11 protein-coding genes are annotated in these 13,475 nt (G+C 59.1%); 5 read left to right on the top strand and 6 right to left on the bottom strand.

Features of this window, described 5'->3' with window-relative positions; genetic code table 11:
* Positions 1-26 precede the first annotated feature (26 nt).
* The 3 genes from B5D61_RS12225 to B5D61_RS12215 form a co-directional block, all read right to left on the bottom strand.
* Positions 27-818 carry a 3-keto-disaccharide hydrolase gene (locus B5D61_RS12225; RefSeq protein ID WP_176159388.1) on the bottom strand — a complete coding sequence of 264 codons (792 nt, stop codon included), beginning with the start codon at positions 816-818 and terminating at the stop codon, positions 27-29.
* Positions 819-887: 69 nt separating this feature from the next.
* Positions 888-2,390, bottom strand: a complete 1,503-nt coding sequence (locus tag B5D61_RS12220) for a sulfatase family protein (RefSeq protein WP_217698969.1) — start codon at positions 2,388-2,390, stop codon at positions 888-890.
* A 224-nt stretch (positions 2,391-2,614) separates the two neighbouring features.
* The gene (locus B5D61_RS12215; protein ID WP_078813680.1) at positions 2,615-2,959 is read right to left on the bottom strand and encodes a hypothetical protein; all 345 of its coding nucleotides are present in this window, start codon (positions 2,957-2,959) and stop codon (positions 2,615-2,617) included.
* Between the two features lie 180 nt (positions 2,960-3,139).
* Between B5D61_RS12215 and araD the strand changes: the two genes are divergently transcribed.
* The 3 genes from araD to B5D61_RS12200 all read left to right on the top strand — a co-directional run bounded on the left by araD (position 3,140) and on the right by B5D61_RS12200 (position 6,761).
* On the top strand, positions 3,140-4,876 hold the full coding sequence (gene araD / locus B5D61_RS12210; RefSeq protein ID WP_078813679.1) for an L-arabinonate dehydratase: 1,737 nt from the start codon (positions 3,140-3,142) through the stop codon (positions 4,874-4,876).
* An 86-nt stretch (positions 4,877-4,962) separates the two neighbouring features.
* A complete protein-coding gene (locus B5D61_RS12205) occupies positions 4,963-6,489 on the top strand; it encodes a hypothetical protein (RefSeq protein ID WP_078813678.1) in 1,527 nt (508 codons plus the stop codon).
* Complete coding sequence (locus B5D61_RS12200; RefSeq protein ID WP_078813677.1) at positions 6,486-6,761, top strand: acylphosphatase; 276 nt, start codon at positions 6,486-6,488, stop codon at positions 6,759-6,761. Before B5D61_RS12205 ends, B5D61_RS12200 begins: the two co-directional genes overlap by 4 nt.
* 2 nt (positions 6,762-6,763) lie before the next feature.
* On the opposite strand, the gene B5D61_RS12195 is transcribed toward B5D61_RS12200, so the two are convergent.
* Positions 6,764-7,825 carry a metallophosphoesterase gene (locus tag B5D61_RS12195; RefSeq protein ID WP_078813676.1) on the bottom strand — a complete coding sequence of 354 codons (1,062 nt, stop codon included), beginning with the start codon at positions 7,823-7,825 and terminating at the stop codon, positions 6,764-6,766.
* A 144-nt stretch (positions 7,826-7,969) separates the two neighbouring features.
* Here B5D61_RS12195 and B5D61_RS12190 point away from each other — a divergent pair, with 144 nt between their 5' ends.
* Together B5D61_RS12190 and B5D61_RS12185 are read left to right on the top strand one after the other, a co-directional pair.
* Positions 7,970-8,536 (top strand): hypothetical protein, encoded by a 567-nt coding sequence (locus tag B5D61_RS12190; protein ID WP_139373227.1) that lies wholly within the window; start codon positions 7,970-7,972, stop codon positions 8,534-8,536.
* A gap of 12 nt (positions 8,537-8,548) precedes the next feature.
* Positions 8,549-11,269 (top strand): hypothetical protein, encoded by a 2,721-nt coding sequence (locus tag B5D61_RS12185; RefSeq protein ID WP_078813674.1) that lies wholly within the window; start codon positions 8,549-8,551, stop codon positions 11,267-11,269.
* Positions 11,270-11,361: 92 nt separating this feature from the next.
* On the opposite strand, the gene gatA is transcribed toward B5D61_RS12185, so the two are convergent.
* Entirely contained in the window at positions 11,362-12,780 is a 1,419-nt protein-coding gene (gatA, locus tag B5D61_RS12180) for an Asp-tRNA(Asn)/Glu-tRNA(Gln) amidotransferase subunit GatA (RefSeq protein ID WP_078813673.1), read from the bottom strand.
* Between the two features lie 123 nt (positions 12,781-12,903).
* Positions 12,904-13,188, bottom strand: coding sequence for an Asp-tRNA(Asn)/Glu-tRNA(Gln) amidotransferase subunit GatC (gene gatC / locus B5D61_RS12175; protein ID WP_078813672.1), 285 nt, complete (start codon positions 13,186-13,188; stop codon positions 12,904-12,906).
* Between the last annotated feature and the right edge of the window lie 287 nt (positions 13,189-13,475).

The following is a 13,475-nucleotide window of genomic DNA, read 5'->3' as shown; positions in this document are numbered from 1 at the left end:
AATTTGCAGCAGGCGGGAGGTTATTTTTACTTCGGTGCGGCAGGCCCCAGCCCTTGAGGGTTCTTGGTGCCTGGGCGAGCCACTTTCTGGGCTCCTGAGGGTAAAAGAGATGGATCGAAAGCCGTCAAGGGAGCCTCCCCGAGAACCTTCAGACGCAGGTCCTTGATCTGAACGGTGTTGGCATTGCCGTGATGGAGCTGAATGGCGAGCAAGCCTTCCAAAGCGCGGTGAGCTTCATCGCAGTCGGTGAGTTGTGAGGTGATCTGACCATTGATCTTATGGGTCAAATGATTTCCTTCGGCGATGATGGTGTATTCATTCCATTGGGATACATCCACTTTCACAGGCTCGCGCTCAGCCACTTGCCAGCGATTACCTTCGCCATCCAGAACGATGTCTTTGCCATTGAGCCCAAAGATACCCCGCCCTTTCTCCTCGTAGGTCATGCCGGTGTGTTCAGTCGCGGGGTGAATATCACACTGATAGCCGGTGATACCCCAGGGACCCGCTTCAGGCAGAGGGCGGCTGCGGTATTGAATGCCTGAGTTGTTGTCACCGATGACCCGCACCGTGGCTCGCAACTCAAAGTTCTTCACCTGACCACCCCGCCAGATCAAAAAGGTGTTGGCGGAGGGGCTTTCTGGACCCCTGCACTCACCCGTGACAAGCCCGTCTTTCACAGACCATAGCTGGGGATCCCCCTCCCATCCCGTGAGATCACGCCCGTTAAAGAGCTCGCTAAAGCCCTCGCTATCTTGGGCAATCACGGAAGAGCAGACCAGAACCAGACTGGTGAGGAGAAAACGAATGTTCATCATACGGAAGCGGGTTTTATCCCCTCCTGTCATCTCGTGCAGGAGGGGAAGATCAAGGGCAGGAAGGAGAGATCAGGGCTGCTTTTTCTTGTTCTTTCCCTTACCGCCTTTCGCAGCGGGTTTGGGAGGTTCAGGCAGGTTGTCGCTCGGCTGATTGGAAAAGCGGTAAGGGTCATCGAGACGGCGCATTTCGGCGAGTAGCACCGCCTCCATCTCGACCCGTTTCTCTGCGTAAGCGGGGTCGTTGGCCAGATTCGTTTGGGCAGGAGTTGGGTGGACACCCGATAATTGAGCAATCTCAGTGTCACGATGCTGAAGCAGCAACTCTTCTGGATTTTCCTTGAGATTGAAAAGCTGCGTCTCGTTCACCGAACGATCGGGAGCTTCGTATTGGATCAGCTTCCAATCTCCCTTCTTCACCGTGCGCATGCCGGGCTTGCTGCCACCGGAGTAAGCGCCGTAGAGGACATCACGGACTATGTCTTTTTCCCCCGTCAGCACGGGCTTAAAGCTGAGGCCTTCATTGGTTTCAGGAGGTGTGATGCCAGCCATGTCGCAGAGAGTGGCTAGGATATCGAGCAGGTAGATGTTCCCTTCCGTGCGACTCCCTGCCTTGATGCCGGGTCCTTTGACAATGAAGGGGACACGCCAGGTGTGTTGGTAGAGGTTTTGTTTCCCCATCAGACCGTGGTGCCCAATGGCGATGCCATGATCGGCGGTGTAGATGATGTAGGTGTTATCCAGTTCACCCATTTGCTCCAGCTTCTTCAACACAAGACCCACCTGGATATCAATGTTCTCCGAACAAGCATACTCGCGACCGATCTCGTTGCGTATGCTGGCCTCATCCCGATGCCTCCAAACACCACTGACATCCACCTCATCACGCACGTCGGAGTGAGTGGTATCGAAAGGATGAGCCGAGAGGTAGTTGAGAGGCAGCTTCGGCTGAATGGAATGGAGGGAGGGAACACTATTCGGATCGGTGTGATTGACGGCTCCATACTTGGCGAGCAATTCGGGGCGGCCATCACGCGTGTCATGCGGGTGGGAAAAGCCGTAATAGATCAGGAAGGGCTTCGTCTCTTTGGTCGTCTCGCGCTCAGCGAGGTAGTTCAAGACCTGCTGACCATGCCAGCCGCTGCCGCTTTCTTCGTCGCCACCTCGTTTGATGGCATCATGACGCACGGTGAATAGTTTGTTAGCCGCTTCGTAGCTGTTCCCCATCTTGCAAGTGCGCATGGTGGCATAACCTGCCCGGTTAAAAACAGCAGGGATCGTCTGCTGCTCCAATTCGGGAGGGCAGGTCTTGCTACCCCATGGCGCGATGGGCAAATGCCAAACCGTGCGCCCGCTCATGATCATGTGACGTGAAGGTGTGCAGACGGCGCCACTGAAGGAGCCCATGTGATAAGCTCCCGTGAAAACCATGCCTGAGTCCGCTAGCTTATCCAGGTTCGGGGTCTGCAACGGAGAATCGGGATTGTAAATCTTGAGATCAAACGGCGACTGATCATCCACCAAAATGAAAAGGATATTCGGGCGCTTGGCTTCGGCCGCTTCCAGTGCGGTCATGGGTATGTGAAAACAAGAGACGAAGGCCATCAATGCCATGGCGAGGCGCAAAGGTAGGGCAGGTTTCATCAGGAAAGCCCTTTTAACTGCCGGTTTTCCCTGATCTTTCGCTTTCCATCTTCTCAAGCCATTCCGAGGAAACAAAAAGCGGTGTGCCTAGTCGCTAGGCACACCGCTGTGGAAGTGAATGCTTTCTCAGGCTCTTAAGCTGATAAACACCGAGTTTAGTTATCGTCATCATCATCATCGTCGTCTTCCTCGACGATCACGCGTTTGATCACGCGGGTTTCACCCACTGGGGCATATTCCACGTTCACAGGGATGCCCACACGGATGCGGGTTTGCACCTGCTCAGGGGTCAAAACGACACCGCTGCTGGTTGCGTAAACCACCTGGTCTCCATAAGTGTAGGTGACAGGACCGGAAGTTTCTTTCACGATGAAGGTGCTTCCGGGGGTGTATTGAGTGATGGTGCCACTACTGGTTGTCACGGTGGTGGTCGTGGTCTGGGCATTGACACCGGTAATCATCAGAAAACCAGCCGTGATGCAGGCAAGAATAGATTTCATAGGATGGATGGGTTAGGGTTTCAAAATGAGGGAGTTTATCCTCCCTTGACCGAGGCTTCGCTCGAACTTTAAAAGGTGGTCCCCTCAGAGGGGCATTTCAGGCGCGATGCACGGAAACTCAGAACTTTCGAGCATGTGTTCTGGCATTTTGCCTCAATGTCGTCATCATCCGTCTTTCACATGACCACCCCCACTCGCAAGACCCCTGAAGAACTCCGTTCCTGGCGCTGGTATGGCCGGGATGAACTGCGCTCCTTTGGCCATCGTTCACGCGCCAAACAGGCCGGCTGGGGGGCTGAAGACTATGTGGGTAAACCGATCATCGGTATCCTCAATACTTGGTCAGAGCAGAACTCCTGTCACATGCACCTGAAGCTGACGGCAGACGGGGTGCGCCGAGGCATCCTCCAAGCCGGTGGCCACCCGATGGAGATCCCCGTGCTATCAGCCGGTGAAATGCTGACCAAGCCGACCGCCATGTTCCATCGCAATCTTCTGGCCATGGAGACGGAAGAAGTGCTGCGTGGCAATCCTCTGGACGGCGCTGTGCTGCTGGGTGGATGTGATAAGTCCACACCGGGTCTTCTCATGGGTGCCTTCAGCATGGACATCCCCGTGATCTACATGCCGTGCGGTCCCATGATCAAAGGCAACTGGCGTGGGGAGACCCTCGGGTCAGGCAGCGATGTCTGGAAATATTGGGATGAAAAGCGCGCAGGCAATCTGAGCTGGGAGCAGTGGTGCGAGATCGAAGATGGCATTGCCCGCAGTCCTGGTCACTGCATGACCATGGGCACAGCCTCCACGCTGACGGCTCTTGCGGAAACCCTCGGTTTGGTCATCCCTGGTGCCTCCTCCGTGCCCGCGGTGGACAGCGCCCATGTGCGTATGGCGGCAGCGGCAGGGCGTCAAATTGTTGAGAATGTTTGGTTAGACCTGAAGCCTTCGACCCTTGTGACCGAGCGTTCGTTTGAAAACGCCATCGCGGTGGACATGGCTCTGGGAGGCAGCACGAATGCGATCGTGCACCTCGTCGCCATGGCAGGTCGCTTGGGCATCAAACTACCCCTGGAGAAGTTTGATGAAATCAGCCGTCGCATCCCGCTGCTGGCCAATATGCGTCCCGCAGGCAAATACCTGATGGATGAGTTCTTTGTCGCTGGGGGACTCCGCGCTCTGCTCAATGGTATGCGTGAACTGCTGCATACCGATGTGCTCACCATCACCGGCAAGACACTGGGCGAGAATGTGGAGGGCTGTGAGATCTATCAGCCTGATGTCATCCGCACTCCTGAGAACCCGATTCAACCCGATGGTGGCACCGCCATCCTGCGTGGAAACCTCTGCCCCGACGGAGCCGTCATCAAACACGCCGCAGCCACTCCCGAACTCTGCCAGCATACCGGTCCCGCACTGGTCTTCGATAGCTATCCCGAGATGAAGGCTCAGATTGATAACATGGACTTGGATGTGACCAAGGACACCGTGTTGATTCTGCGCAACGCCGGTCCCGTAGGCGCTCCAGGCATGCCGGAGTGGGGGCAGCTCCCGATTCCGAAAAAACTCATCATGCAGGGCATCCGCGACATGGTCCGTCTCTCCGACTGCCGCATGAGCGGCACCAGCTACGGAGCCTGCGTCCTGCACATCGCTCCTGAGAGTGCTGTGGGTGGTCCCTTAGCCCTAGTGAAAACAGGAGATCTCATCGAACTGGATGTGCCTAACCGGAAGTTGCACCTGCATGTCAGCGAGGAAGAGCTGGCTCGCCGTGCGACGGAGTGGAAACCTGCGCCCCCGCGTTATCAGCGCGGCTATGCCAAGCTTTTCGTGGATCATGTCACGCAGGCGAATGAAGGAGCCGACTTTGACTTCCTCCAACATCATCCCGAAGGCGTGCCGGAACCGGAGATTTATTGAGCCTCAAGGCTCGACCGAGCAATCGCTCGCGGCTAAGTTGTCGGTTTATTCGTTTCCTACCCGTTGAACGGAGTTTATCGTCCTGCATGTCCCAACCCTCCCCCGCTGTTATTCTGGTGATTCTCGTCGCTGCAGGGGCGGGTTCGGGCCTATTTTTCTCACGCAGCAAGCCTGTGCCTCCTGCGACAGCGGCCGCAAAAACAGAAATCACAACCGTGGAGCCGGGGATGCTCAGCGCTGTCTCTGGGACTGACGCGGGCGAAAGCAGCGATCTGCTCGCTCAGATCAAACTGCTGGAAGGCCAAGTGGAGTATCTCCAGGGCCAGGTGGGTGCCCTACAGGATGAGAACTCTCAACTCATGCAGAAACTGGGCACGCTAGGCATGAAAGGTGTGCCCAAGATGGAGCCCGCAGTGGGGGTGGCCGAGGAGGAGGAGCCGCCGGATTTCGTCGGCATGGGCATCGAGCTGATGAAATTCCGCCAGATCCAATCCCTGCCCGTGCCGACGGCGGGCGTGACCCAAAGTGAAGTGGAGCAAGCGATCCTGACCTGGATGCGCCAGAAGCAACCGAATGAGGAGGGGCCGCGCTTTGGTCTGGCACTGACGGCCCTGGGCTGGATCGATAAACCCGTGGACCTTCTCCCCGTCAAGGCGGCACTGTGGGCGCGTCAACTCGGCGGCTGGTATGATCAGGCCAGCGGCACCTTGATGGTGGCGGATCAGGACTCCACGCCGGGCATGCCGCCGCCGGATCGACCGCTGGCCATCGCCTTCGGCCAGTTGCTGCGGGAGTTCGGGGGCACACTCTTCCCCGAGGCGGGAAAGGTTCCCTTGACGACGGATGAGCGCCTCGCTCGGGAGTGTTTGCTGGCGGGGGATGCGGGTTTGACACGCTTTTTGTTCAGCTTGCAAAACCCTGCGGCCTCACCGGCGAGCGATTTACCCTCGGAAGATCCTGATCATCCTTTGAATCAGGTGCAGGCACCGGTCTTCGTTCGCGAGCTGGCCATGTTTCCTTTCCGCCCGGGGTTTGAATTTGCTCAAACGCTCCATAGTGCTGGCAGTTTTGCCCAGCTCAATGCCGCCTACTCGCGTCCGCCGCAAAGCTGTGCGGAGATCATCGAGGCGGAGCGATATCTGGATAACAGCGCGCTCCCCTCGACCCGACCTGACATGGGCAATGTCACCGTGCAGGATCACGCGCCTTATTGGGATGATAGTCTGGGGCGTTTCGCCATCTACACCGCCCTCCGCACCTACAACAGTGATGAGGACGCCGGGCAGGCGGCTCGTGGCTGGCAGGCCGACCGGCTGTTAACCTATGCTTCTCCGGATCATAAGCGGGACCATGCCGCATGGCAGACGATGTGGCTCTCCCCTGAGCAGGCGGGCCTGTTTTTCAAGGCCATGCGGAACTGGCTGCTGCAGCGGTATGATGTGAAGGCCGCGACGGATACGCCAGCCGAACTGGTGCTGGATACACCGGAGCGCCACGTGCGGCTCCTGCTCAACCGCAACGGTCAGGGAGTGCTCTTGCTGGATGCCGCGACACCGGACTTCGCGGAGGCCATGCGCTCGACGCTCAATCCTCAAAAGCCCTCGGCTCCATGATTGCCAAACAAGTTCTCTACTCGGGTCGCGTGCAGGGGGTGGGTTTCCGCTACAGCACGAAGCAAATTGCCTCCGGTTATGAGGTCACGGGAACGGTGAAAAACCTCCCCGATGGGCGGGTGCAGCTCCAGGTCATGTCCTACGATGCGGATGAACTGGAAGCCTTCTTGGCCGCCATCGATGAAAGCAACCTCGGATCTCTCATCAAAGAACGCGAGGTCACGACGATCCCCGCGATGACCGGCCTGCGCGGGTTTGTGATCGAGAGGTGAGCTCAAGGCCGCATGGCGTAGGGCAGGCTAAACTGATGCTCTTCACGGGCTTTCACATACTCCGTGGTTTCGGTCAGTTCATTCAGGGTGGTGTCATAGGTGATGACCTGCACGCGATCCTCCCACGGTAGGAATCGATAGAGCCGGAGGGGCCCTGAGGAGGTGTAGTCAGAGAGCAGGGCATGCACGGTGTTGCCGTGATCGCCCTTGCTATCCAGCTTCAGGGCGGTGCAGCGGCTCTGGTCACCGCAGAAGATGAAGCCCAGATTGGCGTGTTTGCGATACAGCTTGTCCCACATCTGCACGGCGGTATTGCCCCGTGAACCGTGGTTTTTCGTCCAGTTCATGCGGCCCTTGGGATCTTTGACAAAGCCCTCTGCCGTCTTTGGATGCTCCAGCACACCGAGATCCATGTGGGTGGTGATGAGGGCACGACGCGAGGCATGCTTCGTCAGCAGTGCATCGGCCCAGGCCAGGACGTCATCCGGTGCATTGCACTCCAGGCTGAGGTGGATGAAGTCCAGCCCGCCCGCGCTGAATAGCTGGTAGCTGTTGGCATTGTTGCCGGACAGCTCCGGCGTCGGCCGTGCGGGTTCGAAACAACCGCCATACCAGGCGAAATCACGGAAACGCTCTGCGCCAAAAGACTTCTGAAACAGGGACGAGTCGCCACTGCCCTTCATGTCATGGTTTCCCACCGTGACGCTGTAGGGGACGTTGCCATGCAGCACGTCCAGACACTGGCGCGCGATGCCCCATTCGTTAGCGTTGCTTTTATCCACGATGTCCCCCACGTGGGAGACGAAGGCGATGCGTTGATCGGCCAGATGATCCGTGATCCACTTCACGTGGCGGGTGAAAACCGGGTTGCTGACGGGCTCGGTGCTGTCGGGTGTTTTCTTGGTGCCTTGTCCCAGATAGCCTTGGGTGTCGGGGATCACCACGAGGGTGAAACTGCCCTCGGGGGCGGGGTCCAGCTCGGCGGCATGTGTGGAGGTCGCCAGAAGCAGGAGACTCAGAGCCCCTAAGCTCAAGGAACGAAAAGTAAACGGGCGGCATGGCATCCGGCAGGGAACGGATGGCCCTTGTGGTTTCACACAGCGGAGTGCCTGCGCGGAGGGAGAATTCTCGCTTTTGCGGATGGGCTGCCCAAGCGGCTGTCATAGGACTTGCCCAAGCCCCCCTTTTTGATGCATCATGCAGGGCCTGTGAAATTTATCTTCCATGTCCTGCTGCTTTTAGCGCTCAGCGCTCTGGCGGGTGCTGCCTGGGTGGCGCACCGCCCGGTGGCAGTGGCTCCGCTGGAAGCTCCAAAACCGGGGCCGCGAGTGCGGGAGTTTGTGGATGATCTGAAGCAGGCCGCCATCAAGCGCTCCGCCATCTTTGAGATCAGTGAGGGGGAGTTGAATCGGCACCTCGCCAAGGTGCTCACGGCCAAGATGACCCCACCGGCAGATCGGTGGGTGAAATTCGAGCGGCTGGCCTTCGAGCTGGAGCCTGATCTGGCTCACGCCACCTTGGTGTGGGATGTGCAGGGACATACCAGCACGGCGACGGTGGATTTCCGCATTCGACGCCTCGAGGATGTTTTTCGGGTCGAGGTCGTCGGGGGCAGTTATGGTCACTTGGTGGTGCCCCGGGGCATGTTACGCCCCCTGAGTCCGGCTTTGGAAAAGCTGGCTGATGTGTTAAAAGAGGAGATCCAGGCTCTTTTTCAAATGAACCAGATCCAACTCGCTCAGGATAAGCTGGTCATTGATCCCCGCTTTCCGTAATATTTCGCCTGCATGTTTCGCGCAGTTGCCTTTGCTACCGCCCTTTTTGTCTCTATCGCCAGCCTTCGCGCCCAGGAAGCTGTGCTGCCCCCTGTCGGTGTGATTCCGCCCCCAGCAGCCCCTGGCCTGCCAGCAGGAGGCCCCGTGCTGCCGCTGCCGCCGCCGCTGCCGGGGCAATTGCAAGCCCAGCCCAGCCTGCCGCCTCCAAGCATGGCCACGCCCACAGAGGGTGCCCCCGCCATGCCCCTGGCTGGGGAGACGAAAGCCGTGCCCGCAGTGCCGATGGCGGCCGCCAAGCCCGGCTCCTCCACCAGCAGCACCGGGCAATTCATCATTCATGGGGATGATCTGACCATCCGCAGCGCCCTGTCCAGCAAGTGCGAAGACATCGCGAAAGACCTGCGGGATCTCCTCAAAGATAAGCAGCCTTGGGTCTTGCCCATCGTGGTGCTGGTCACCTCCGGTGAGACGGCGCGCAAGGCGGATAAACCCGTCTCCACGACGATCTCCCAGCTCTCTCATGGGGGCTTTCACATCCAGGTGAATGTGAGCATGCGGCCAGATCTGCGGCCCGAGGACCTGCGCAAGGAACTCGTGCGGGCCTTGTTGGCCGAGCGCATCCTGCGGGATCAAAAAGAGATCGCCACGAAGCGGTCCCTGCTGCTGCCCGATTGGTTGTTTTTAGGCGTCTTGGAAGCTGGGGAATACCGTCAGCGCGCCCGGCCGAGTGCGCTGTTTGCCGCCATCTTCAAGAGTGGTAAAATCTTTGGCATCGAGGACATCATCGAGGCTCCTGCTTCGGCCATTGAGGATGCGCTCTCCCGCACCATTTACCAAACGTCTTGCTGCGCTCTGGTGCTCGCTCTGCTGGATCAGCCGGAGGGCGGTCTGCGCATGGGCAAGTTTCTCAACGCGCTGGCCACCGATCCCCGCACGGAGCGGGAGCTGCTCAATCAGTGGTTCCCCAACTTTGCCGCCAGCGATGCCAGCCTGAACAAATGGTGGGCGCTGCAATTGGCCACCCTGGCCAGCCCTGGGGTTGCAGAGCCGCTCAGCCCTGAGGATACCCTGGCCGCTCTGGAGGATGCGCTGATCCTCCGTTTTCAGGCGAAGCCGAGCGAGCTCCCACAGACCTCTCGGCACACCCCGGTGGTGCGGAAGCCAGAACCCACATCCTCGCCCGCTGCACCCGCCCCTGCACCTACTCCTGTCGCACTTTCGACCACCCGTGAGGCCAAATCGGAAGAGAAACCGGCCGACCCCACTCCCTTGATGGCAAGCCCATCCGAGGAAAAACGTGGTTTCTTGGGGCGGCTCAATCCCTTTGCCAAGCAAAAATCCAGCGATGAGGCCATCACCGAAGCCATCGAAGCTGCCGCGAAGGCCGAAGCGGAAAGTGCCATGCCTCCCGCCGCTCAGGAAGAGTCGCTGCCTCCCGTAGCAAGTGATCTGCCGCCTGAGATGCCGGTCGCCACGAAAAAAGAGCCCGCACCGCTGCTGAATCGTTGGTTTGGCGAGGGCAAGAAAGAAGCTGCGGCTCCAGCGCCCGCAGCCGTTCCAGAAACTGAGGAAAAAGTCAAACCGCAGCCCAAACCGGAACCGAAAGCTCCGGCCAAACCCGCAGCTGCCGCCAAGCCCACACCGGCGCCCGAGCCTACCCCGAGCGAGCCGGAAGCCGAAAAGAAACCCTCCAACCTCAATCCCATGAACTGGTTTCGGGGCGGTAAAAAGGAGAAGGAGAAAGAGAAAGAAGCCCCTCCAGCGGATGCGTCTGCCCATGACACCGCCGAGGCTCCGGCTCAAGAAGTGGCCTTGTCTCGGGAGTCGCCGTCCATCGAAGCTCAGCTCCGGGCAGGCACGCCTCTGATCGCCATGGTTTATCAGGAAGTAGCGGTCGAGGCCGAAGAGAAGGCCTCGGAGAAAAAACGTTTCTTCGGCCTGTTTGGCAAAAAGAAACCCGAGTCAGATCCCGCCGAACCGGAAGCGCCGAAAAAACCTGAACCCGAGCCCAAGGCCGAGCCAAAGAAGACCAAAGAAGCCCCAGCACCTGCACCTCCGGCTCCTGCGGAGGAAGCCATGCCTGCCCCTGAGGAGGAAGGGGGAGAAGCGAAGCCGGAGAAGGCCAAGCGTTCCTTCCTGGGCTTGCATCTCTTCAGTGGCGATAAAAAGGAATCCACCGAGGCCACCGGCCCAGAAGAGGCCCCCATGCCTGAGGCTCCGCCCAGCATCCCCGACGAACCCGCCCCGCGTCCAAGTCCGAAGCCCAAACCCACACCGGCCCCGGCCCCGAAGTCCTCGCCCAAGAACGAAACCACCGTGGCGGCAGAGATTCCCATTGAGGACTACGCCGCCGTGATCAAGCGCAAGGATTTCCCGAGCATCATCCAGCGCAATGTGAATGCCCTGGGGGCGTTGCAAACACGTGCAGCGGTGCTTTTCCGGCCTATCGTGGTCGATTACATCCAGGTGTTAGAGGATCTCAATAAAGGCAAGACCAAGGGCATGGATGCCCGTCTCAAAACCATGCGAGCACGTGCTCAAGAGGCCCTAACCAAAAGCAATGCCATCCGTGATCTCCTGGACCTGCACGAGGCGAATGACACCCCTGCCATGTCGGGTCTGTTCGAGGATTATCTGAAGCTGCCCGAGACCATCCAAAATGAGCTGCCAGAGCGCACGGATGCCATCTCCAGATACCTCGACGCGCTCGACAAGGAATTCTCCAAGAAGTGATGCGGCCACTCCTGGCCGCAGATGAATCGGTGGGATGGTCTTGAGGTCCGAGACGCTACACTCCTGCGAGCGTGGCGTCATTCGCTCGCTCGTTAAGCCTTTTCAAAAGCATCCGCCACACGCAGGACGGTGACTTCGTCCAGGGGCTTGCCGATGATCTGGAGGCCCACGGGCAGGCTCTTGCCGTCTTCCTGCACGGTGCCGCAGGGCACGCTGATGCCAGGCAGACCGGCGAGGTTCACCGGGATGGTGAAGATGTCTTCCAGATAAGCGGCCAGCGGGTTGTCTTTCAGAGCGCCTAGCTTGTGGGCGGGGGTCGGGCTGGTGGGGCTGACGATCACATCCACCTGCTGGAAGGCTTTTTCAAAGTCTTGCCGGATGAGAGTGCGGGCGCGTTGGGCCTTGATGTAATAAGCATCGTAATAACCGCTGCTGAGCACATACGTGCCTAACAAAATGCGTCGTTTCACCTCGGCGCCGAAGCCCTCTTCACGGGTCATCATGTAGTGCTCCATGAGGTCCTTCGCCTCGGTGCTGCGGTGGCCGTAACGCACGCCGTCGAAACGGGCGAGGTTGGCCGAGGCCTCGGCAGGGGCGAGGATGTAATAGGTGCTCACGCCGACATCGGTATGCGGCAGGCTGATTTCCACGGGGATAGCGCCCAGGGATTCCAGTTTTTGAATGGCAGCTTTGACGCTGGCCGAAACCCCGGCGTGGATACCGCTGATGAAATACTCTTTGGGTAGACCGATGCGTAGGCCCTTGATGTCCTGACCCAGAGCCGCGGAGAAATCCGGCACTTCGACATCCAGAGAGGTGGAGTCGCGCAGGTCTTTCCCACAGAGGTGATTGAGCAGCAGGGCGGCGTCTTCCACCGTCTTTGTGATGGGGCCGATCTGATCCAGCGAGGAAGCGAAGGCGACCAGACCGAAACGGGAGATGCGCCCGTAGGTCGGCTTCAGCCCCACGCAACCGCACAGCGCGGCAGGCTGGCGGATGGAGCCGCCGGTATCGGAACCCAGCGTCGCAATGGCGATTTGCCCGGCCACTGCGGCAGCGCTGCCGCCACTGGAGCCCCCTGGGATGCGATCCAGGTCCACCGGGTTGCGCGTGACGCCGAGGGCGGAGTTCTCCGTGGAGGAGCCCATGGCGAACTCATCCATGTTCAGGCGGCCCAAGGGAACGGCTCCCCCAGCACGCATTTTCTGGATCGCACCAGCGTCGTAGGGGGCCACATAGTTAGACAGCATTTTGGAGCCACAGGTGCAGGGCTCACCGAGCACGTTCATGTTATCCTTGATGCCAATCGGGATGCCGCCGAGCGGCTGGGAAAGATCGGCCTGGTCGGCTTCCTTCAGCGCCTTTTCCACATCCCAGGACAGGTAGGCCCCGAGGGCTGGATTCTTTGCCTCGATCGCCTGGGCGACATCCAGAACGATGTCACGCGGGGTGATTTCTTTGGCAACGAGCCGCTGGCGTAGGGCCGCGATGGTGGAGGAAGCGAGGGACATGGGAAAGGATGCAGTGATCAGTAATCGGTTTTCAGGGGTCAGTTTTCAGGATCCATATTCAGCGACATAACGGCTTCAGAAACTGTTCACTGAACACCGATGACTGGATACTGAACACCGACTTTACTCCAGGACCTTGGGAATCTGGAACTGGTCCATGGCTCGGCGCGGGGCGTTGGCCAGGGCTTCGTCTTGAGTGAATCCAGGGCGGGCAACATCGGGGCGAACCACATCGAACACAGGCATCGCGTGAGAGCTGGGCTCAGCGTCCAGGGGGTAGCTGCTGAGCTGGTCGATGTGACCCAGGATCTGGGAAAGCTGAGCCGTGAAATGCGTCGCCTCCTCCTCGGTCAGGGCGAGGCGGGATAGTTTGGCGATGTGGTGGATATTGATCTCCGGCGTGGGCATGCCCCTTTTCTAAACCGCAGCGCGGGGGCTGCAAGGCGCAGAACGACTTTTCCACCTGTTTTGGGCTGGTGATACCCACCGTTACGAGATGACGATTCAAATGACCTCCAGCGCCAAGCGCGCGGGATTCCTTAGCCCAGGGTGACCCCCCTGGGAATCACCCGCCACGTGCGTCATTGAATCACATCAAGCCCTGAAAGGGCGAGACCCGACACCGCAACATCTTGATCCAGCGTCGAGTGCCGCCCTTACGGGGCTCCTCGTAAACCGAATCGCATGCGTTTGGC

It is taken from the genome of Prosthecobacter debontii, from assembly GCF_900167535.1.
Lineage (GTDB): Bacteria > Verrucomicrobiota > Verrucomicrobiia > Verrucomicrobiales > Verrucomicrobiaceae > Prosthecobacter > Prosthecobacter debontii.
The sequence above is the reverse complement of the archived record's forward strand: the minus strand, read 5'-3'. Positions and strand labels throughout refer to the sequence as shown.